Raw genomic sequence first — 21,252 nt, forward strand, 5'->3', positions numbered from 1 at the left:
GAAAATGATTAAGACTTATTTTATCAAATTTTCAGAAAATTACAACCCTTTTTGTGAAAAAATTGAGATTATTTTCACAATCTTGATCCTTCAAATTATTTGAAACTTAATTCTACTCTTCATTAAAAACCTCATAAATGACAAAAAGGATTAGATAATCTAACCCTTTTTACTACACTAATTTATGAGAGCACTTTTAAAACTGCGACACTAATATCATCAATAACATTTTCTTGTTTTGAACGACTGTTGGTAAGGAACATTTCAAGCTTACCTGCATTCTCAAAGTAGAAGGAGGTTCCCTTAGCATTAAATACCACCAATAAGTGCTCTCCTCCACCGTGAATCTCATAAACAATCCACCCGCTATTCTCAGCAGCTGTATGGACAAAGACATGACGGTAAATTTCTTCATATGTTGGATAAGAGAAGGCACTGATTTTCGTTTTTAGGCGGATAATCTGACGAATAAACTCAATGCTGTCTTGGCGTTCATTGATCAGATCCCAGTTGACTTGGTTAACACTGTCCGGAGCATTATAGCTATTCATAGCACGTTCTCGGTCTGCAGGAGTTAGTTCTCCATGTTCACCAGTTGGAACCAACTTAGTTCGACCAAACTCTTGACCTAGTTCTATAAAGGCCATTCCTTGCATGAGAAGATTCATAGCTGTCGCTGTCTCAACCTTGCGCATAATCTGGTCGGAACTCTTATCAGGATGAAGGGTTGCTAGCAAGTCATGAAGATTGTAATTGTCATGAGCTTCAACATAGTTGAGAACTTGGTTTGGACTGAGATAAGATCCCAACTCTCTGCTACCAAGAATAGCCTTGGCGACGATTGGTTCTGTAGCAGCACCACTCACAAATCCTGATTTGATTGCTCCATAAACTTCTCCTCCTTTGATCGCATCACGCTGATTATCGTTAAAGAAACCTATATTTGGCATCTGATAGGCATTATCCTTCTTAGCCTTGTCATAAGGAGCTAGACCTGTTCCCATATCCCAGCCTTCTCCATAAGTGAGGATACGCGGATCGACCTCATCCAGTGCCCAACGAATTGCCTGCATAGTTTTGACATCATGAATGCCCATCAAGTCGAAACGGAAACCGTCAATATTGTATTCTTTCACCCAATAAAGGATGGAATCAATCATATACTTGCGGAACATCTCGTGTTCACTTGCAGTTTCATTTCCTACTCCCGTACCGTTTTGAAAAGTTCCATCACGATTCATACGATAGAAATAATCGGGAACAGTTGTCTGGAATGGAGCGTCAACTGTTGAGAAGGTATGGTTATAAACCACGTCCATAATGACACCGATTCCTGCATCATGATAAGCCTGAATCATGGTCTTGAGGTCTCGAATAACCTGTCCGGGATCGTCTGGATTACTAGAGAAACTTGTTTCTGGAGCATTGTAGTTTTGAGGATCATAACCCCAGTTATAGGTTACATTTCCATCCTGATCATATTCCTTATGACGATCAAAGATAGGTTGAAGTTGAACATAGTTGCAACCAAGTTCTTTGATATAGTCAAAGGCGGTTGCTTGACCGTACTGGTTAACTGTTCCAGTCTGAGCAGCACCCAAGAAGGTTCCGCGGAGTTCTTCAGGAACACCAGATGTAGGCGATTTTGTAAAATCACGAATATGCATTTCACAGATAACTGCTTTACATGGATTTTCCAAGCGCCAAGGAGATTCTGTCCCATGTTTGACTTCAAATCCTTCTACTTGTCTATCTTGATGAGAAAGAATTACGGAACGTTTCCCGTCAGGGCTTGTAGCGATAGTGTAAGGATCTCGTGTCAAAGTCTGATGGTGCGGAAACTCAATCTGATACTGATAAGCTTTACCTGCAAGATTTTCATCCAGGTCTACACTCCAAACACCAATGGTATTGTACTTATGGCTGTATGAATAGCTATTACCACGCTCTAGATTAAAAGTTTTCCAAATCGGTGCATCGTTACTAGTGTTTTCATAGACAACCACCTGAACAGCTGTAGCTGTTGGAGCCCAAAGTTTAAAACTTGTCTGATAATCTGAAAGGCTGTAACCTAGTTCTCCTTGGTATCCCCAGTGATGATCAAAGCTTGCGCTATGGATGGCTTTATCAAAGGCAAATGGATTCTGATCCTTATAATATGGACTAGCAATAGCTGGATTTTCTGAATAATACACAGTCTCGTCTCCCTCTAAAATCCATGCTTCTGTTAGCAAGGGATAGTAGTTAAAACGTACAAGATATTCTTTTAATACACCATCTATCTCGGCTTTGAAGGTGAAACTATCCACCTTTTCCTGACTGGTCACGGTAAAAGAAAACTGAAGACCAAAATAAGTGGTCTCTGAAGTTAAAGAGCTTTTGTTTTCATCTCGGTCTGTGCTAAATGAGCAAGCTGTATAATCTCCATTTTTTCTATGAAAATGGAGGAGAACGGGATAATTGTACATGTTTTTTCCTAATTTCTATTTTAATTTTATTTGATTCTGATGGATTCAGTTGGCATTTCATCACGATGGACAACAGATTTTAACCATGTCAAAACACATCAGGAGAGATAGTTTGAGACTAGCTGTCGCCTAGTTTTCTGCTATTTCTTTACAAACTTTCTAGCCAAGCTTCATCTCGAACTTCGATACCTAGTTCTTGTGCTTTTTGCAGTTTACTTCCAGCATCTGCTCCTGCTACGACAAGATTCGTTTTCTTGGATACGCTACCTGTTACTTTGGCGCCAAGACTTTCGAGTTTGCTTTTTGCTTCTGAGCGTTTGAGACGTTCCAATTTTCCTGTCAGAACTACTGTCAAACCTGACAAGGCCGCATCTGCTACTACTGTTTGTCCTTTGTAGTCCAGATTGACTCCAGCTTCTTTCAGCTCATCTAAGAGAATTTTAGACCCTTCTGTAGCAAAATAAGTCTGGAGACTTTGCGCAATTACACTCCCCAAGCTTTCAATACTTGCTACTTCCTCTGGGTCTGCTTGGGCTAGATTTTCAATAGAGTGGAAGTGTTGGAGCAAGAGCTGACTAGCCTTGCTTCCGACATGGCGTATTCCCAGACCAAACAAGAGCTTTTCAGCAGAGTTTTCCTTAGATGCTTGAATGGCCTGATACAGTTTAGAAGCAGACTTTTCCTTGACGCCCTCTAAAAGGAGGAATTCGTCTTCTTTCAAACGGTAAATATCTGCCACATCCTTTACTAAATTAGCAGCAAAAAGCTTTTCAACGATAGATGGACCAAGTCCTGTAATATTCATGGCATCTCGGGAGACAAAGTGAATCAAACCTTCCATGATTTGGGCAGGACAGCGAGGATTGATACAACGAAGAGCCACTTCATCTTCAAAGTGAAGCAACTGGCTATCACAACTTGGACAGTTAGTCGGAATATCTAGTTTTTCTTCAGAAACACGCTTGGACTCTACCACACGCAAAACAGCAGGGATGATGTCTCCAGCCTTATAAACGATAACCGTATCGTCCTTTCGGATATCTTTTTCAGCAATATAATCTACGTTGTGGAGAGTTGCACGACTGACGGTTGTCCCAGCAAGCTGAACTGGTGTCAGATTGGCAGTTGGCGTGACAACTCCAGTACGGCCAACTGTCCAATCAACTGAAAGGAGTTGGGCTTCTTTTTCTTCAGCAGGAAATTTATAGGCAACTGCCCACTTGGGCGCTTTAACGGTAAAGCCAAGCTCTTCTTGACCTGCAAGGTCATTGACCTTGATTACCACTCCATCAATGTCATAAGGTAAATTGTCCCGTTCTTGTCCAACTTCTTGGATGAAATTCCATATCTCATCCATGCTTTCAGCCAGAATTCGCTTAGAATTAACCACAAATCCAAGCTGTTCAAGATGCTTCAAGACCTTTTCTTGGCTATCACGAGTAGAAGGGCTAGCTTCTTGATAGAGGAAAGTCGCAAGGTTGCGCTTAGCTACTACTGCCGTATCCAACTGACGGAGGGTTCCTGCAGCTGCGTTACGAGGATTGGCAAATTCAGGCTCTCCATTTTCTTGGCGAGCTTGGTTGACCTGGTCAAAAGAAGCGCGTGGCATGTAACACTCCCCACGAACGGTAATATCAAGTTCTTCTGGCAAGGTCAAAGGAATGTCCTTGACACGCTTGAGGTTTTCTGTGATATTTTCACCAACAGAACCATCCCCACGTGTCGCACCAACAACTAAAATTCCCTTTTCATAAGTAAGCGAGATCGACAAACCATCGATTTTCAGCTCACAGATATAGGTGGGTTGAGGCAATTCCTTCCGAACACGCGCATCAAAAGCTTCTAACTCTTCACGTGAAAAAGCATCCTGCAAACTATAAAGAGGATACTGATGACTATATTTTTCAAAACCATCTAAAACCTTACCACCAACACGATGGGTTGGACTATCTGCTAAAACTTGATCTGGATAGGCAGCTTCCAACTCGACCAACTCTCGGTAGAGGCGATCATACTCGCTATCTGAAACCGAAGGATTGTCAGTCGTATAGTACTCCGTCGCATAGCGGTTGAGTAAGGCAACTAACTCATTCATTCTTTTATTCATAAAACCATTTTACCACAAACCAAGCCCTCCTCACAATGGAGAAGGGCTGAAAAATAGTTAATAGTGTTAAGGCAAGGAGATTTATACCTCTTTTTCAAAACGATTTCGAACATAAATGAGAGATATACAAGACAAGAAGACAACTCCACTTCCGATTATCAGGAAAGAAGAGAGATGGACACTTGGCAGCACTGTCATAAAGCCTTTTGCAATCGGCATAAATAGGATGGCTAAGGTAAAAATTGTACTTAGCACTCTCCCCAAGTATTCCCCCTTAACCTTGGTTTGCACCTGAGTAAAAAAGTGAATATTAAAAATCGTCATAAACAGTTCACAAACTAAATTTCCAGAAAAGGAAAGAAAAGTTGGCAGTGGTAATCCCATCATAAAAACTCCAACTCCAGTCAAAGCCAATAGAATCAAAAGATTATAAACATTTGCCTTTATTTTACTAGCTAGAAGAGCTCCCACAATGGAACCAATAGCGCCCATAGTTAAAATAGTTGCATAAGCTCCTTCTACCCCGTAAAGTCGATTTGAAAAGGGGAGGAGAAATTCAAAGGCTGCAAAAAAGAAATTAACACTGGAAGCTACTAACAAAAGGAAAAAGATCTCTTGCTGGCGCCAAATATAGCGAATTCCTTCTTTCATATCAGAAAGAATATTTTTCCAGCTAAAAGTCTTTTTCTCTTGTTCCTGAGTCTCTTTTTGGGGAAGGAAAACTACTAAGGTAAATGCGATAAAAAAACTAATGGCATCTAAAATGAGCGTCATATGGAGACTGGCAAATTGTAAAACAAGGAAAGAAAGTACAGGGGAGCTAACACCCACAACCTGCAAAACGAGCTCTAAGCGAGCATTATAGGTCACAATATCGTCTTTTTCTACAACATCAGTTATAATGGCTTTATTGGCTGTACGAGAAAATGCAAAGGCAACCGCCTGAACAATATTTGCGAAGATCAGAGCAGCAATCATCAAGCTATCATTTCTGATTAAGGAAATAGCTAAACAGAGAATACCGCAAATCAAGTCTGTCGTCATCAAAATTTTGCGACGCGAAAAGCGGTCTGAAATCACTCCGCCAAAGGGATTGACCAGAATCGATGTGACGAGTTCAGAAATCTGATAAATTCCAAGAACAGTCTGTCCTATCGTCCCCATCGATGCCAACCAAACACTGTTTCCATAGTCATAGAGCATATTCCCTATTTTATTAATAGCCCCACGACTAATCAACTGGATTGCATGTCGATTCATATAAAAAGCTCCTCTCAAATTTTGAAACTATTGTATCAAAACTGAAAGGAGTCTCTTTAAATTTCCCTTATTTGGGAAATTTAAGCATTTACAAATTTTTCATAATGTTCCTGATAGTAAGCCACTTGCTCTGGAAGTCCAAGCACATCAAAAATATGCATGGCTTCCTGCATCTGACTACAACCTTTTTCTTTCAAATCTCTCTGGTAGAGGGCGAAACCTTTGAGATAGTGGAAGATATTGCGCTCATAAAGCTTGATACCATTTCCAATCAACTTCTCCACATAGCCCTCAAAATAGTCCGCATCCGTAAAGGAACGGTTTTCCAAACAATGCTGGTAACAGTTCAGAGCTAAAATCAAAACAAGTTTACGATGCCGACCAATTTCTTTGTAGTACTCTTCTCGCTCCATGACTTCTCTGCCAATCCGAGCCACATAGTCCACATTGTAGAAAGTATAGAGATTTCCGAAAAGAATCAACTCATACATGGTCCATTCTTCTGTTTGAAAAAGATAATCTGCTACTTTTTCCAAATCACTCTGCCTCATCGTATAATGAGCATCTCTTTGACAAATCAGACCTTGTAGCAGAATCCAATTCAGCTCAAAATAGAGGGGATTGGTCGAACTCTTCGCTTTCTTGAGCTGTTCCTTTTGAAGCTTTTGAAAACCAGCAATATCATTTGAGTAGTAAAGCGGAATAATCTGTGCCATCAAGGCAACATGTTCATGATTTTGAAAATCTCTAGCCTTGTCCATGAAATTTTCAATAGTCACATGAATATTATCCAGTATCTCAAAGAAACGGGAAACCGCTAAGTCAGACTCCCCAAGCTCGAAGCGAGATAATTGAGAGGTTGAACATGATTCACCTGCCGCCTCTTTCAAAGAGTATTTCCCACTTGTTCGAAATTCACGAAATACCTTTCCAAGATGTTCCATTTCTTACACCTGCTCTGATAATTCTTCCCACTCAAGCATGGCCTCTTCTTGACGATGGCTGATTTTGTCCAGTTCAGTCTGCAATTCCATGAGTTTTTCGGCGTCGTTGGTTTCCAACATTTGTTCAGAAATGGCTTGACTTTGAGCTTCTAACTCTTCGATTTCAGCTTCTAGATTTTCGATTTGTCGCATGAGTTTGCGAACTTCTTTTTGACTTTCTTTCTGGGCCTGATAGTCATTAGCTGGACTTGCTTCTTTTGCTTGATTACTAGTTGAAGCTTCCTCAGCCTGAGTCATTTCTACTTCTGCTTTCTTCTCAACATAGTAGTCGTAATCTCCAAGGTAGAGGGTTGAGCCATCCTCAGATAATTCCAAAACATGAGTTGCCACACGGTTGATGAAATAACGGTCGTGACTGACGAAAAGAAGGGTTCCATCAAAGTCAATCAGGGCATTTTCCAAAACTTCCTTGCTATCAATGTCCAAGTGGTTGGTCGGCTCGTCAAGAATCAGGAAGTTATTGTTTTCCATTGAAAGTTTTGCAAGAAGCAAACGAGCTTTCTCGCCACCAGACAGCATTCCAACTGATTTTTTAACATCATCCCCTGAGAAGAGGAAAGCGCCAAGACGGTTGCGTATCTCAACTTCTGGAGTCAATTTAAAATCATTCCAGAGTTCATCGAGTACAGTATTACTTGCTGTTAGCTTACTTTGAGTCTGATCATAGTATCCAACCTCAACATTGGCACCAAAACGCTTCTCTCCCTTGATAAAAGGGATCTGGTCTACTATTGACTTGATAAGGGTTGATTTCCCAATACCATTTGGTCCGACAATCGCAACAGCATTCATCTTACGAAGGTCAAGGTTGATAGGTTCTGAGAGTATTTCCCCATCATAGCCAATGGCTGCATTTTCAACGGTCAAAACGACATTCCCCGACGTTTTTTCAGACTGGAAGGTCATATTGGCTGATTTCTTGCCAGCTTCAGGCTTGTCCAAACGCTCCATTTTTTCCAATTGTTTCCGACGAGATTGGGCACGTTTGGTTGTTGAAGCTCGTACTAGATTACGATTGACAAAGTCTTCCAGAGCAGCGATTTCCTTCTGTTGCTTTTCATAGTTTTTTGCCTCAGTAGCTAGCTTTTGCTCTTTTTGTTCAACGAAACGAGAGTAATTGCCTACATAACGATCCAAGGAATGCTTAGTCAAATCGAGTGTAACCGTCGCAACCTTGTCCAAGAAATAACGGTCGTGGCTAACAATAATGAGGGCACCGCTATAGTTTACCAAGTAATTCTCTAGCCAGGCTATGGTTTCGATATCCAAATGGTTGGTTGGCTCGTCCAGGACCAAGAGATTGGGCTTTTCAAGGAGCATTTTAGCCAGTGCCAGACGAGTATTTTGACCACCAGAAAGCTCAGCAATTTTCATCTGCCACATAGATTCGTCAAACTTGAATCCATTTAAGATAGCACGGATATCAGCTTCGTAGGTAAAGCCACCAGCCTGACGAAAATTCTCTGACAAACGATCATAATCCGCCATCAGTTTATCCAATTCAGCGCCAGACTTTTCACCCATCTCCAGTTCCATCTGACGAAGTTGTTTCTCAGTCTGACGCAAATCATCAAAGACATGGAGCATTTCATCGTAGATGGTATTCTCAGACTCAAATCGGCTATCTTGGGCTAGATAAGACAGAGAAATATCTTTTTTCTTATTGATTTCCCCACTAGTTGGCTCCTCTTCTCCAACCAAAATCTTCAAAAGAGTAGACTTACCCGCTCCATTTCTCCCAACGAGGGCAATCCGATCTCGTTCATCAACTTGCAGATTGATATTATCAAAAAGAACCTCTCCTGCAAATGAACGTTCAATTTTATTAGCTTGTAAAATAATCATATAGGTAGTATAGCATGTTTCCCTAAGGGGTTCAAGACTATAGAATCCATTTCATTTCAAGCTTTTTCAGAAAGTTATGCTAACGTTTTACTAAAATGATAAATCGTGATATAATGAAAGCGATTAAAAGAATATACAAAAAAGGAGATGCTCTATGACTTACCAAGAAAATTATCAAAAATGGCTCGATTTTGCCGACCTTCCTGACTACCTTCGTCAGGATTTGGAAAACATGGATGAAAAAACAAAGGAAGACGCCTTTTATACCAATCTTGAATTCGGTACTGCTGGTATGCGGGGATTGATCGGTGCTGGTACAAACCGCATCAATATCTATGTTGTTCGTCAAGCGACTGAAGGTTTAGCTCGTTTAATTGAGTCAAAAGGTGGAAATGAAAAAGAACGCGGTGTGGCAATTGCCTACGATAGCCGTCACTTCTCTCCAGAATTCGCCTTTGAATCTGCTGCAGTTCTTGCTAAACATGGTATCAAATCTTACGTATTTGAAAGCCTCCGTCCAACTCCAGAACTTTCATTCGCTGTTCGTCACCTCAACTGTTTCGCAGGTATCATGATTACTGCCAGTCACAACCCTGCTCCATTTAATGGTTACAAGGTTTACGGTGAAGATGGCGGTCAAATGCCTCCACATGATGCAGATGCTTTGACAACTTACATTCGTGCAATCGAAAATCCATTCGCTGTGGAAGTTGCTGATGTGGAAGCTGAAAAAGCTTCTGGTTTGATTGAAGTCATCGGCGAAACTGTTGACGCGGAATACCTCAAAGAAGTTAAAGATGTCAACATCAACCCAGCCTTGATTGAAGAATTCGGTAAAGACATGAAGATTGTCTACACACCACTTCATGGTACTGGTGAAATGTTGGCTCGTCGTGCTCTTGCCCAAGCTGGATTTGACTCTGTTCAAGTTGTTGAAGCGCAGGCAACTCCGGACCCAGACTTCTCAACTGTAAAATCTCCAAACCCAGAAAGCCAAGCAGCTTTTGCACTTGCTGAAGAACTTGGTCGTCAAGTTGGTGCAGATGTTCTTGTCGCAACTGACCCAGACGCTGACCGTGTTGGTGTTGAAGTCCTTCAAAAAGATGGAAGCTACCTCAACCTTTCAGGTAACCAAATCGGTGCCATCATGGCTAAGTACATCTTGGAAGCCCACAAAAACGCAGGAACTCTTCCAGAAAATGCAGCCCTCTGTAAGTCTATCGTATCAACTGACTTGGTAACGAAGATTGCTGAAAGCTACGGCGCAACCATGTTCAACGTTTTGACTGGTTTCAAATTTATCGCTGAAAAGATTCAAGAATTTGAAGAAAAACACAATCACACTTACATGATGGGATTTGAAGAAAGCTTCGGTTACTTGATCAAGCCATTCGTACGTGATAAAGACGCGATCCAAGCCGTTCTTGTCGTTGCTGAGCTTGCTGCTTACTACCGTTCACGTGGTTTAACATTGGCTGACGGTATCGAAGAAATTTACAAAGAGTATGGCTACTATGCTGAAAAGACTATCTCTGTAACTCTCTCAGGTGTCGATGGAGCTGAGCAAATCAAGGCTATCATGGCTAAGTTCCGTAACAATGCTCCAAAAGAATGGAATGCAACAGCTATCACTGTCGTAGAAGACTTCAAAGCACAAACTTCTACTACTGCTGATGGTATTGTAACTGCCTTAACAACTCCTCCAAGTGATGTTTTGAAATACACTCTTGCGGATGGTTCTTGGATCGCTGTTCGTCCTTCTGGTACTGAACCAAAAATCAAGTTCTATATTGCAGTTGTGGGTCAAAGCAACGAAGATTCTCAAGCTAAGATTGCCAACATCGAATCGGAAATCAATACCTTTGTAAAATAAGCAAGATAAAAGATGAGATAAAACGATCTCATCTTTTTTTCGTATCAAATCCGAGCAATTTTAGAAACTTTGTGGCATACTAGTTTTATCAAAAAAAGAGAGGTATTCTTATGAATCAGTTTTTAGAAGATATTAAAGACCTTGAAGTGACTACTGTTGCCCGTGCCCAAGAAGCACTCAATAATAAAGAAACAGCGACCTTCTTCATCGGTCGCAAAACTTGTCCTTACTGCCGTAAATTTGCTGGCACATTGGCAGGTGTCCTAGCTGAAACTAAAGCACACATCTACTTCATCAACAGTGAAGAACCAAGCCAACTCAATGAGTTGCAAGAATTCCGTTCACGTTATGGTATCCCAACCGTTCCAGGATTCGTCCATGTTGCTAATGGCCAAATCAATGTCCGTTGCGACTCTTCAATGTCAGCACAAGAAATCAAAGAATTTGCAGGATTGTAAAAAAGCCACTCATTGAGTGGTTTTTGTATGGTCAAAATTACGTTTTTTCAAGTAAGTCTTGTACCATTCTATGCAGTTCTTCAATCTTCTCAGATTGTTTCTCTAGTAAGATTCTTTGACTGAGTATTTCATCTTGAAGTTTATCAAGTTTTATTTGTTCATCCAGATTATCCTTTACAAAAAAGTTCGTCAAGGCGCTCGTTAACATCCCTATTGTTCCAATACCGACAAGCATCAGTAAAACAGCTAACCATTTACCAAAAATCGAAGCAGGAATAATATCTCCGTATCCCACAGTCGTTACCGTTACAAGCGCCCACCAAAGACTATCTGAGAAGGATTTTTCTTCAACAACGGACAAAATCGAACTTCCTACCAATACAATAAAGGAATTAAGATAAAAAATATAAAGTAAGCCATTTGTTCGTAAGAGTTCGCTAACCTTCTTTTCCAGTTTGCCAGTCAATCCAACAATTCTTAAAAGACGAGTTAGTTTGAGTAATTTTGTCAGTCTTGCTAGTCGGAAGATACGCCCTAATCGAAATACTGTAAAAATAGCATTCAGTGGAAGAATAGCTAGCAAATCAAAGATATTTTCAAGGATAAACCGCCATTTTTCCTTACTTATAAAGAACCGCCAGCCATAATCCACCACGAAAACAAACCAAATCAATAAATCAATAATACTGTATGGTGGATTGTCCAAATCAATCATCTCAGCAAATCCAAGTAAGACAAGAACAACGGATATCAGCGCAAGTATGATAATCGTTGCGTCATAGTAATCCTTGAATAACCATTTTCTCTTCACACTACTGCTCCTATAATTTTTTAATCATTATACCACACTGAATCCCTACTAGTATACAAACAAAAGAAGGCACTCGCCTTCTTTTTATATATCTGTCAGTGGTGTTGCGGTATCTGGGGAAGTATCGTAAACTTTAAAGTCTACTCCTACACCCAGATCAGCTTGGGCTAGCTGATTGACCATGGTCATATGAGCCAGTTCTTTGATATTGTTTTCCTTAGACAAATGTCCAAGGTAGATTTTCTTGGTCCGATTTCCCATTGCACGAATCATGGCCTCAGCACCGTCTTCGTTAGAGAGGTGACCGAGATCCGATAGAATTCGCTGTTTGAGTCGCCAAGCATAAGAACCTGCTCGCAAGATCTCCACATCGTGGTTGGACTCGATAAGATAACCATCCGCATTTTCAACAATCCCTGCCATACGGTCACTAACATAACCTGTATCAGTCAGCATGACAAAACTCTTATCATCCTTCATAAAGCGATAGAACTGCGGTGCGACTGCATCATGGCTAACACCAAAACTCTCGATGTCGATATCTCCAAAGGTTTTAGTTTTGCCCATCTCAAAGATATGCTTCTGCGAAGAATCCACCTTACCAAGGTACTTGCTATTTTCCATAGCTTGCCAAGTTTTTTCATTGGCATAAAGATCCATGCCATACTTTCGAGCCAACACACCGACTCCATGAATATGGTCTGAATGCTCATGCGTAATTAAAATCGCATCCAAATCTTCAGGCTTGCGATTGATTTCGCTCAAGAGACTGGTAATTTTCTTACCAGACAAGCCTGCATCCACTAAAATTTTCTTTTTTGGCGTTTCCAGATAAAAGGAATTTCCACTGGAACCTGATGCTAAAATACTGTATTTAAAGCCTATTTCACTCATTCTAGTCTTCTACTTCATCTTCCCAAATTTCTTCTTTCACTGCGTCCTTATCATAAGGGAGCACGATGGTAAAGGTTGATCCCTTACCGTATTCACTTTTGGCCCAAATAAAGCCATTGTGTTGTTTAATAATTTCTTTTGCAATAGCCAGACCTAGACCAGTTCCACCTTGGGCACGGCTTCTTGCGCGATCCACACGGTAAAAACGGTCAAAAATCTTGGGCAAATCTTGCTTTGGAATACCTAGACCTTGGTCTTTGATAGATAAAATCATCTGGTCTTCAGTGGTTTTCATGCTGACAGTAATTTTCCCACCATCTGGTGAGTACTTGATGGCATTGTTGAGAATATTATCAATCACCTGGGTCATTTTATCGGTATCAATCTCGATCCAAACTGAGTTGATTGGGTAATCTCTAACCAGCTCATATTTTTTCTCCTCATCCTGACTTCTCATCTTATCAAAGCGGTTGAGGATAAAGGTAATGAAGGCCGTAAAATTAATCAATTCCACATCCAACTGAGTGGTCGCATTATCAATACGAGAAAGATGCAAGAGATCTGTCACCATCCGCATCATACGGTTGGTTTCATCGAGCGAAACCTTGATAAAATCAGGAGCAACAGGATCATACAAGGCTCCCTCGTCTAAGGCTTCAAGATAGGACTTAACACTAGTCAAAGGTGTCCGCAACTCATGGCTAACATTGGACACGAAGAGTCTCCGTTCACGCTCTTCCTTCTCCTGTTCAGTCGTATCGTGCAAAACGGCAACCAAACCAGAAATGAATCCAGACTCACGACGAATAAGTGCAAAACGCACACGAAGACTAAGATATTCTCCATTAGCATTTTGGGAATCAATCATCAATTCAGGAATCTGTGTAATGAGGTCACGCAGTTCATATTCTTCCTCTATCTTAAGCAATTCTAGGATGCTTTTGTTCAATGCTTCTTCTTTTACGATACCCAGCTGTTTCTTAGCCATATCGTTAATCATGGTAATCTGACCACGGCGATTGGTTGCAAGAACTCCATCTGTCATATAAGAAAGAATACTGTTAAGCCTTTTTGTTTCTTGCTCCAGATTTTCCTGCGTTAAACGAATGACCTCAGACAAATCATTAAGGTTATTGGTGATGTTAGTGATTTCAGAGCTTCCTTGCATATCCAAAACTCGAGAATAATCCCCTGCAATCAAATCCTTGACCTTTTGATTAATCTGCTTTAGCCGAATATTATCCCGACGATTTTCCAGTAACAACAAGGTGACCACTAAGATAAAGCCGACTAAAATCAAGATAAAGATAAAATCTCTATTCAGAACGCTTTGTTTAATTGCTTCAATCATTATTTCTCATATAGTAACCCACACCACGACGGGTTAGGATGTATTCTGGACGGCTTGGAGTGTCTTCGATTTTTTCACGCAAACGTCGGATGGTCACGTCCACTGTACGAACATCACCAAAATAATCATAGCCCCAAACAGTCTCAAGCAAGTGTTCACGCGTAATGACTTGACCAATATGAGAGGCCAAGTGGTACAAAAGTTCAAACTCGCGGTGTGTCAAATCCAGTTCCTCACCGTATTTCTTAGCCACATAAGCATCTGGAACGATTTCCAAATCGCCAATCTGTAGGGGTTGGGATTTCTTTTCATCAGTTTCTTGACTATCCACTGAAGCGAGGTCCGTACGACGGAGCAATGCCTTCACACGCGCTTGCAACTCACGGTTTGAGAAGGGCTTGGTGACATAATCATCTGCCCCAAGTTCTAAACCGATAACCTTGTCAAACTCGCTATCCTTGGCAGATAACATAATGATAGGAACACTGCTCGTCTTACGAATGGTCTTAGCAACTTCTAAACCATCGATTTCAGATAGCATCAAGTCTAGAATAATAATATCAGGTTGCTCCGCCTCAAATAGCTCGATAGCTTCTCTACCGTTAAAGGCTGTTACAACCTCATAGCCTTCCTTGGTCATATTGAACTTAATAATATCTGAGATTGGTTTCTCATCATCTACAACTAATATTTTTTTCATATGTTCACCTTTTCTCTATCTATTATAACAAAAAAATGTAAAGAAGGCACAAATGGCTAATATCGGCCCTCATCTTCAAGAACTGTTTTATAAGCCTGCCAAATCTTTTGTTGAGGTTTAGCAAATGGATAATCAGAAAATTCCTGAGGAGAAACCCAGCGAATTTCTCTGTCATCAAACTGTTTCGAATCTGTTACCTGACCCGCTAGGATTTGAATATACCATTTCCGATGACTAAAGACATGCTTGACTTGATCAAATACTTGATGGGACCAATCAACTTCTAAATCATAATCCTGCTCAAAACTTTCTTGGGGTGTTGGACCGAAAGTAACGCCTTTTTCAGCGACCTGAGCAAATAGATTCAGCTGTTCCTCTTCCTGTGAAAACTCCTCTACTTCTATCAAGGGGAAATGCCAAAAACCAGCTAGCAGTTTCTCACTTTCGTTTTTCTCAAGTAGGTATTGCCCTCGATCGTTGCACACAACCAAAGCCTTAAGATAAATAGGAAGAGGTTTTTTCTTGGGTTCTTTAATCGGATATCGATCCATGGTTCCATTCTGATAGGCTGCGCTAAATTCCTTAACAGGACTTTCTTCTGGTCGAGGATTAACTGGAGCCTCTATATCAGACCCCAAGTCCATCAAGGCTTGATTAAAGTCTCCCGGCCGTTCTGGATCAATCAAGATTTCCATCATCGCTTGGAAAATCTTTCGATTACTAGGAACGCCGATATCATGATTGACCTCAAACAAACGAGACAAAACTCGCATGACATTGCCATCAACTGCTGGCTCAGGTAGATTAAAAGCGATACTGGAAATTGCTCCCGCAGTGTAAGGGCCAATCCCTTTCAAACTAGAAATTCCTTCGTAAGTGTCTGGAAATTTTCCTCCAAAGTCAGCCATAATCTGCTGGGCCGCAACCTGCATATTACGCACTCTAGAATAATAACCCAACCCCTCCCAAGATTTTAGCAAACGCTCTTCAGGCGCATTCGCCAGACTTTCCACAGTTGGAAACCAGTCCAAGAATCGTTCATAGTAGGGAATAACTGTGTCTACTCTAGTCTGTTGGAGCATAATTTCAGAAACCCAGATATGATAAGGATTTTTACTTCTACGCCATGGTAAATCCCGTTTGTTTTCATCGTACCAGTTGAGGAGTTTCTCACGGAAAGAGAAAATCTTCTCCTCCGGCCACATGTCAACACCGTATTCTTTCAAATCTAACATATATCTAGTATAACATAGAAGCTTCTAACTGTCCTTTTCTTTGTGCTAAAAAAGCCTCTTCTATTAGAGGAAGAGACTCCATTTCTTTATTGATTGATTGCTTGAGCTGCTGTGATGAGAGTTAATTTGTAAACATCATCTGGGTTACATCCACGTGATAGGTCGTTGACTGGTTTATTCAATCCTTGTAGAACGGGACCGATAGCTGCGAAACCACCTAGACGTTCAGCTATTTTGTAGCCGATATTTCCTGCTTCGATACCTGGGAAGATGAAGACATTTGCTTGACCTGCTACATTGCTACCTGGAGCTTTTAGGGCTGCTGTTTCTGGGACGAAAGCTGCGTCAAATTGCAATTCCCCATCAATCTCAAGGTCTGGACGTAGATCGTGTGCTAATTTAGTTGCTTCAACCACCTTATCAACACTATCACCAAAACCAGAACCTTTTGTAGAATAGCTTAGCATAGCGATTTTGGGTTGAATCCCAAACATTTTGGCAGTAATTGCAGAGTTAATAGCAATTTCAGCCAAAGCTTCTGCATCAGGATTAATATTAAGGGCACAGTCACCAAACAAGTAACGTTCTGTACCACGCACCATAAGAAAAGCTCCTGAAGTACGAGTTACATTTGGACGCGTTTTGATAATTTGAAGAGCTGGACGAACTGTTGAAGCTGTTGAGTGAATAGCTCCTGATACCATTCCATCTACCAAGCCCATATAGACAAGCATAACACCAAAGTAGTTGACATCTTCTAGTAAGACCTGACGTGCTTCTTCTTCCGACATTTTTCCTTTACGACGTTCTACGAGTGCAACCACCATGTCTTCAAATTGAGGATAATGATGTGGATCAATCACTTCATAACCATCCATGATCCCTTCGATTTCAAGATAAATTTTAATTTTTGCAGGATTTCCAAGCAAAACAGGAACAACTTCCGTTTCTTTTACTAAGCGTTTTGTTGCTTGAAGGATACGTGGTTCTTCCCCTTCAGGTAGAACAATACGAGCATTTTTGCCAACTAAACTGGCTTTGAGACTTTCAAAAACTTCCATGAGTTTCTCCTTTAAGATAATTAATTATACTCAAAATAGATTTTAAAGAGTATTAGTTGATAACTGAATAATAAGATTGTTAAAATCATCTGGCAAAGGGCTTTCCAGCTCCAGCTGACGCCCTAAGAAGGGATGATAAAAGGATAAGGAATGACAATGTAAGGCCTGGCGTTGAATACCATCTTCTAGGCTGCCTCCATAGAGATCATCTCCCAACAAGGGGAAGCCAATATGAGAAAAATGCACTCGGATCTGATGAGTTCGACCAGTATGCAGGCGAATATCGACTAGGTGAATATTTCCATAAGACGCTACAACTTTGTAAGATGTATGGGCGTATTTCCCACCTTTGGCAACCCGTCTCGTGATAATGGAGTCTTCATCACGCGCAATCGGGGCAATAATTTCCCCTTCTAGCTCCAAAACCCCATCGCCCTTAACCAAAGCGAAATACCGTTTTTCGATAGACTTTCGTTGCAGTTGCTTGTCTAAACGTGCATGAGCATAGCCGTGCTTGGCAAAGAGCATCAAACCAGATGTATCTCTATCAAGCCTAGTCACGATATGAACCTGCTGGTTTTCATATTCCCGCTTGACATAGTAGCCCTTGATAAAATTGGCAATGGTATTGGAATGATTGACACTGGGGATGGATGCTATTCCATAAGGCTTATTCAAAACCAGAAAATGGTCATCTTCATACAAGATATCTAGAGGACGATCAATGGCTTCAAGAGTTTCAAAGCCTTCCTCTGCTGGAATATCAATGGTAACCCTGTCTCCAACATCTAAGAGATAAGTCGCATTTTGAGGTTGGTCGTTGATCAAAATAGCCCCACCTCGAAACTTTATCTTAGCCAAAAGTCCTTTAGAAACCTCGTGTTTCTTAAGAAAGGTTTTGACTTTGACATGTTCATCTGCGATAAATTCGAACCTCATTCGTCCACCTCGCCGATGAAGGCATCTTTGACGCGATTCCAGAAACTAGTGTGACTTGGCGTCGCTACGAAGTGTATCTTGTGATGGTCGATTTGGTACTCAATCCGTTCTATATTTCGGAAAGAATAAACGCTGTTATCGACTGATATCGTATGGTAGTCATTGCGTGTCGGTAAGAGTTCAATCTTATCTTTTTTGGGAATAATGATCGATGATCCCAAAGTGCGATAGACTCGGTTGTTAAGACTCGCTATTTCAGTCAACTGCAAGGCCTCAATAGTAGGATGCAAGACAGCTCCACCCAAGGACTTGTTATAAGCAGTGCTTCCCGTCGGCGTTGAAACAGTCACACCATCTCCACGAAAGCGTTCAAATGGAACGTGGTTAATAATGATATCCGCAACCATGGTGCGATCAGACCTGCGGATGCTGGCTTCGTTTAATGCACGGAAGGTCTTAACTTCTCCGTTTTCAAGTGTCACCTTGACATTCAAAACAGGATAGGAAACCTTGGCACCAGTATCCAGTTGGAGATTGGTAACCAACTGTTCCAACTCAAAATCGCGATAATCTGTGTAAAATCCCAAGTGTCCTGTATGTACGCCAATAAATCGAACTTTATCTAACTGATTCTCGTACTTGTGAAATGCAGACAAAAGCATCCCATCCCCACCAATTGATATGACGATGTCAGGATTGGTGTCGTTGAGTATAAAATGATGTTTTTTCAACTGGTCTTTCAGCTCATACAAAACCTTTTGACTCTGGGGTTTTCTATTTGCAATCAGATCAATTCGTTTACCTGTATTCTTCATCTGTATCGTCACTATTTCCTACACCGTCGTTTAGTTTTCTACTTAAAGGATCAAAGAGAGCCTGTGCTTCCTGAATATCATCACGGATTTTCCCCATTTCTTCATCCAATTGATGGGAAATTCTAGCTGTAATCTCCAAACGTTTCTTGATCTCCTCTGGGAAATCCCCCTGATACTTATAATTGAGCGAATGCTCAATCGTAGCCCAAAAATTCATGGCTAAAGTCCGGATTTGAATCTCCGCCAAAATCGTCTTAGCCCCGTTGATCGTATCAACCGTGTATTCGACAACTACGTGATAAGAACGATAACCCGAAGCCTTACGATGAGTGATATAATCTCGTTCCTGTACTACTCTCATATCATGGCGTTTGCGTAAAATCGCAACAACTTCCTGAACATCATCGACGAACTGCACCATGACCCGCAAACCCGCAATATCCTGTAAGTCATGTTCCAAAGTATCGTAGCCAATCCCTCTGCGATTCATTTTTTCCTTAATACTTTCAATCGGTTTGACACGACCCGTTACAAACTCAATCGGAGAATGCTTGTTTTGTTTACGATACTGTTTGCGAATCCCACGAAGTTTAATCTTCAATTCACCAACAGCTTGAATGTAAGGATCTAAAAATTCTTCCCATTCTATGGTCATATTTTCTCCCTTTTGGTATGTGATTGTGTTGTTGAAAATTTTTGATTTTTTCACTACAATCATATACAATAAATACATTGTCCATTATACCATAAATCGCTTTCAAAGATAGAAAAAAGGTTAGAAAAATGAAACATTTAGAAATTGAACTGAAAACACTACTGAAAAAAGAGGATTACGATCATTTAAAAGAACAGTTTTCCCATATCCAACCCGTCCTTCAGAAAAACTACTACATTGATACACCTGATTTTCAATTACGTGAAAAAAAGGTTGCCATGCGCATTCGCACCTTTTCAGATTGGGCGGAGTTGACCTTGAAGGTGCCACAAACTATAGGAAATATGGAATACAATCAGAAACTGAATCTTCCAGAGGCTGAATCATACCTGGAAAAACAAAAACTTCCTCAAGGGCTCGTTTTAGAGAAGCTCGCTAAGATTGGTATTGAAAGCCATGACTGGCTTGTTCTGGGTTGTCTTTCAACTATTCGTTACGAAATGGAAACGTCGATTGGTCTAATGGCACTAGATGAAAGTCACTACTTTGATCATACAGACTACGAACTGGAGCTAGAGGTCACTGATCACGAGAAAGGAAAAGCCGATTTTCAGAGATTTTTAGATAAAAATCAGATAACTTATCAGAAAGCTCCTTCAAAATTAATTCGTTTTATTAAAAGCATGAAAAAAAGCTGAAATAATCTCCTTTTTTTGGTAGAATAGAAAAGATAAAAATAAAAGAATCTCCCTTTGAAAAACAGAACTTTCTCAAAGGAGATTCACAAAGTTTACAGAGGACGGTCTATAATGTCAGATAGAAACAACATGAAACTTTTTGCACTTAATTCCAATCATGAAATTGCACAAAAAATCGCAGAAACGGTTGGGGTACCTCTCGGAAAATTATCTTCTCGCCAATTTTCTGATGGTGAAATCCAGGTCAACATTGAAGAGAGTGTCCGTGGTTACGATGTCTACATCATCCAATCAACCAGCTACCCCGTTAGCAACCACTTGATGGAGTTGTTAATCATGGTTGATGCTTGTGTACGTGCAAGTGCTCATAGTATCAACGTTGTCCTTCCTTACTTTGGTTATGCTCGTCAGGATCGTATCGCTTCTTCTCGCGAACCCCTCACTGCAAAACTGGTTGCCAATATGCTTGTCAAGGCTGGTGTAAGTCGTGTTCTAACTCTTGATTTGCACGCTGTTCAGGTTCAAGGTTTCTTTGACATTCCAGTAGATAACCTCTATACAATTCCTCTCTTTGCTAAACACTACAGCGATAAAGGGTTGCTGGGATCAGATGTCGTTGTTGTTAGTCCAAAGAATTCTGGCGTCAAACGTGCCCGCAGTTTAGCTGAATATTTAGATGCACCAATCGCAATCATCGACTATGCTCAAGACGATTCAGAGCGTAGCCAAGGTTACATCATCGGTGATGTCGAAGGCAAGAAGGCCATCTTGATTGATGATATCCTAAATACTGGGCGTACTTTCTCAGAAGCAGCCAAAATCGTTGAACGTGAAGGTGCAACTGAAATCTATGCGGTATCCAGTCATGGTCTCTTTGTAGAAGGTGCTGCTGACCTTCTTGATGCTACTAACATCAAAGAAATCCTTGTGACAGACTCTGTAGCAACCAAAGAAAGAACTCCGGAAAATGTATGTTATATCACCGCTAGCGAATTGATTGGTGATGCCATCGTCCGTATCCACGAAAGAAAACCAGTTAGCCCACTCTTTGCATATAATAAAAAGGAATAAGGTGATT

General features: G+C 40.8%; 18 protein-coding genes. 4 read left to right on the forward strand and 14 right to left on the reverse strand.

All coding sequences use genetic code 11. The features are described from left to right. Nucleotides 1-182: 182 nt before the first annotated feature. The 5 genes from pulA to MK403_RS07720 form a co-directional block, all read right to left on the reverse strand. Complete coding sequence (gene pulA, locus MK403_RS07700; RefSeq protein ID WP_268709484.1) at nucleotides 183-2,468, reverse strand: type I pullulanase; 2,286 nt, start codon at nucleotides 2,466-2,468, stop codon at nucleotides 183-185. 148 nt (nucleotides 2,469-2,616) lie between these two features. Then, entirely contained in the window at nucleotides 2,617-4,575 is a 1,959-nt protein-coding gene (gene ligA, locus MK403_RS07705) for an NAD-dependent DNA ligase LigA (protein ID WP_268709485.1), read from the reverse strand. Between the two features lie 81 nt (nucleotides 4,576-4,656). Further along, complete coding sequence (locus MK403_RS07710) at nucleotides 4,657-5,835, reverse strand: MFS transporter (RefSeq protein ID WP_268709486.1); 1,179 nt, start codon at nucleotides 5,833-5,835, stop codon at nucleotides 4,657-4,659. Nucleotides 5,836-5,915: 80 nt separating this feature from the next. Then, nucleotides 5,916-6,779, reverse strand: a complete 864-nt coding sequence (locus MK403_RS07715; protein ID WP_000400531.1) for an Rgg family transcriptional regulator — start codon at nucleotides 6,777-6,779, stop codon at nucleotides 5,916-5,918. Nucleotides 6,780-6,782: 3 nt separating this feature from the next. Further along, on the reverse strand, nucleotides 6,783-8,684 hold the full coding sequence (locus MK403_RS07720) for an ABC-F family ATP-binding cassette domain-containing protein (protein WP_268709487.1): 1,902 nt from the start codon (nucleotides 8,682-8,684) through the stop codon (nucleotides 6,783-6,785). A gap of 154 nt (nucleotides 8,685-8,838) precedes the next feature. Here MK403_RS07720 and MK403_RS07725 point away from each other — a divergent pair, with 154 nt between their 5' ends. Together MK403_RS07725 and MK403_RS07730 are read left to right on the forward strand one after the other, a co-directional pair. Continuing rightward, nucleotides 8,839-10,557 (forward strand): phospho-sugar mutase, encoded by a 1,719-nt coding sequence (locus tag MK403_RS07725; RefSeq protein WP_268709488.1) that lies wholly within the window; start codon nucleotides 8,839-8,841, stop codon nucleotides 10,555-10,557. Between the two features lie 110 nt (nucleotides 10,558-10,667). After that, nucleotides 10,668-11,015, forward strand: coding sequence for a thioredoxin domain-containing protein (locus MK403_RS07730; protein WP_268709489.1), 348 nt, complete (start codon nucleotides 10,668-10,670; stop codon nucleotides 11,013-11,015). A 37-nt stretch (nucleotides 11,016-11,052) separates the two neighbouring features. Here MK403_RS07730 and MK403_RS07735 read toward each other — a convergent pair whose 3' ends face one another. From MK403_RS07735 to MK403_RS07775, 9 genes are all read right to left on the reverse strand, one after another. After that, complete coding sequence (locus tag MK403_RS07735) at nucleotides 11,053-11,826, reverse strand: potassium channel family protein (RefSeq protein ID WP_268709490.1); 774 nt, start codon at nucleotides 11,824-11,826, stop codon at nucleotides 11,053-11,055. 84 nt (nucleotides 11,827-11,910) lie between these two features. Next, nucleotides 11,911-12,720, reverse strand: a complete 810-nt coding sequence (locus MK403_RS07740) for an MBL fold metallo-hydrolase (RefSeq protein WP_125394417.1) — start codon at nucleotides 12,718-12,720, stop codon at nucleotides 11,911-11,913. 1 nt (nucleotide 12,721) lies between these two features. After that, nucleotides 12,722-14,071: a cell wall metabolism sensor histidine kinase VicK gene (vicK, locus tag MK403_RS07745; RefSeq protein ID WP_268709491.1), complete on the reverse strand. Its 1,350-nt coding sequence runs from the start codon at nucleotides 14,069-14,071 to the stop codon at nucleotides 12,722-12,724. Then, the gene (yycF, locus tag MK403_RS07750) at nucleotides 14,064-14,771 is read right to left on the reverse strand and encodes a response regulator YycF (protein WP_268709492.1); all 708 of its coding nucleotides are present in this window, start codon (nucleotides 14,769-14,771) and stop codon (nucleotides 14,064-14,066) included. Before yycF ends, vicK begins: the two co-directional genes overlap by 8 nt. Nucleotides 14,772-14,827: 56 nt before the next feature. Continuing rightward, nucleotides 14,828-16,006: an A/G-specific adenine glycosylase gene (gene mutY, locus MK403_RS07755; protein WP_268709493.1), complete on the reverse strand. Its 1,179-nt coding sequence runs from the start codon at nucleotides 16,004-16,006 to the stop codon at nucleotides 14,828-14,830. Nucleotides 16,007-16,092: 86 nt separating this feature from the next. Beyond that, a complete protein-coding gene (gene pta / locus MK403_RS07760) occupies nucleotides 16,093-17,067 on the reverse strand; it encodes a phosphate acetyltransferase (RefSeq protein ID WP_000451592.1) in 975 nt (324 codons plus the stop codon). Nucleotides 17,068-17,109: 42 nt separating this feature from the next. Next, entirely contained in the window at nucleotides 17,110-18,006 is an 897-nt protein-coding gene (locus tag MK403_RS07765) for an RluA family pseudouridine synthase (RefSeq protein ID WP_268709494.1), read from the reverse strand. Then, complete coding sequence (locus tag MK403_RS07770) at nucleotides 18,003-18,821, reverse strand: NAD kinase (RefSeq protein WP_125394412.1); 819 nt, start codon at nucleotides 18,819-18,821, stop codon at nucleotides 18,003-18,005. Before MK403_RS07770 ends, MK403_RS07765 begins: the two co-directional genes overlap by 4 nt. Continuing rightward, the gene (locus MK403_RS07775; protein ID WP_038805197.1) at nucleotides 18,805-19,476 is read right to left on the reverse strand and encodes a GTP pyrophosphokinase; all 672 of its coding nucleotides are present in this window, start codon (nucleotides 19,474-19,476) and stop codon (nucleotides 18,805-18,807) included. The genes MK403_RS07770 and MK403_RS07775 overlap by 17 nt, the downstream gene beginning before the upstream one ends. A 128-nt stretch (nucleotides 19,477-19,604) precedes the next feature. Here MK403_RS07775 and MK403_RS07780 point away from each other — a divergent pair, with 128 nt between their 5' ends. After that, nucleotides 19,605-20,174, forward strand: coding sequence for a CYTH domain-containing protein (locus tag MK403_RS07780; protein WP_268709495.1), 570 nt, complete (start codon nucleotides 19,605-19,607; stop codon nucleotides 20,172-20,174). A gap of 111 nt (nucleotides 20,175-20,285) precedes the next feature. Then, the gene (locus MK403_RS07785) at nucleotides 20,286-21,245 is read left to right on the forward strand and encodes a ribose-phosphate diphosphokinase (RefSeq protein ID WP_138100353.1); all 960 of its coding nucleotides are present in this window, start codon (nucleotides 20,286-20,288) and stop codon (nucleotides 21,243-21,245) included. Nucleotides 21,246-21,252: the final 7 nt, after the last annotated feature.

The organism is Streptococcus oralis (assembly GCF_026782285.1).
Taxonomy (GTDB): Bacteria; Bacillota; Bacilli; order Lactobacillales; family Streptococcaceae; genus Streptococcus; species Streptococcus oralis_CG.

Excerpts from the sequence above, each read along its gene's own strand:
- MK403_RS07765 (WP_268709494.1), bottom strand. The coding sequence starts at position 18,006 with ATGAGGTTCGAATTTATCGCAGATGAACATGTCAAAGTCAAAACCTTT.
- pulA (WP_268709484.1), bottom strand. The coding sequence starts at position 2,468 with ATGTACAATTATCCCGTTCTCCTCCATTTTCATAGAAAAAATGGAGAT.
- mutY (WP_268709493.1), bottom strand. The coding sequence starts at position 16,006 with ATGTTAGATTTGAAAGAATACGGTGTTGACATGTGGCCGGAGGAGAAG.
- MK403_RS07730 (WP_268709489.1), top strand. The coding sequence starts at position 10,668 with ATGAATCAGTTTTTAGAAGATATTAAAGACCTTGAAGTGACTACTGTT.
- MK403_RS07720 (WP_268709487.1), bottom strand. The coding sequence starts at position 8,684 with ATGATTATTTTACAAGCTAATAAAATTGAACGTTCATTTGCAGGAGAG.
- MK403_RS07710 (WP_268709486.1), bottom strand. The coding sequence starts at position 5,835 with ATGAATCGACATGCAATCCAGTTGATTAGTCGTGGGGCTATTAATAAA.
- vicK (WP_268709491.1), bottom strand. The coding sequence starts at position 14,071 with ATGATTGAAGCAATTAAACAAAGCGTTCTGAATAGAGATTTTATCTTT.
- MK403_RS07780 (WP_268709495.1), top strand. The coding sequence starts at position 19,605 with ATGAAACATTTAGAAATTGAACTGAAAACACTACTGAAAAAAGAGGAT.
- MK403_RS07775 (WP_038805197.1), bottom strand. The coding sequence starts at position 19,476 with ATGACCATAGAATGGGAAGAATTTTTAGATCCTTACATTCAAGCTGTT.
- pta (WP_000451592.1), bottom strand. The coding sequence starts at position 17,067 with ATGGAAGTTTTTGAAAGTCTCAAAGCCAGTTTAGTTGGCAAAAATGCT.
- MK403_RS07740 (WP_125394417.1), bottom strand. The coding sequence starts at position 12,720 with ATGAGTGAAATAGGCTTTAAATACAGTATTTTAGCATCAGGTTCCAGT.
- MK403_RS07785 (WP_138100353.1), top strand. The coding sequence starts at position 20,286 with ATGTCAGATAGAAACAACATGAAACTTTTTGCACTTAATTCCAATCAT.
- yycF (WP_268709492.1), bottom strand. The coding sequence starts at position 14,771 with ATGAAAAAAATATTAGTTGTAGATGATGAGAAACCAATCTCAGATATT.
- MK403_RS07715 (WP_000400531.1), bottom strand. The coding sequence starts at position 6,779 with ATGGAACATCTTGGAAAGGTATTTCGTGAATTTCGAACAAGTGGGAAA.
- MK403_RS07770 (WP_125394412.1), bottom strand. The coding sequence starts at position 18,821 with ATGAAGAATACAGGTAAACGAATTGATCTGATTGCAAATAGAAAACCC.
- ligA (WP_268709485.1), bottom strand. The coding sequence starts at position 4,575 with ATGAATAAAAGAATGAATGAGTTAGTTGCCTTACTCAACCGCTATGCG.
- MK403_RS07725 (WP_268709488.1), top strand. The coding sequence starts at position 8,839 with ATGACTTACCAAGAAAATTATCAAAAATGGCTCGATTTTGCCGACCTT.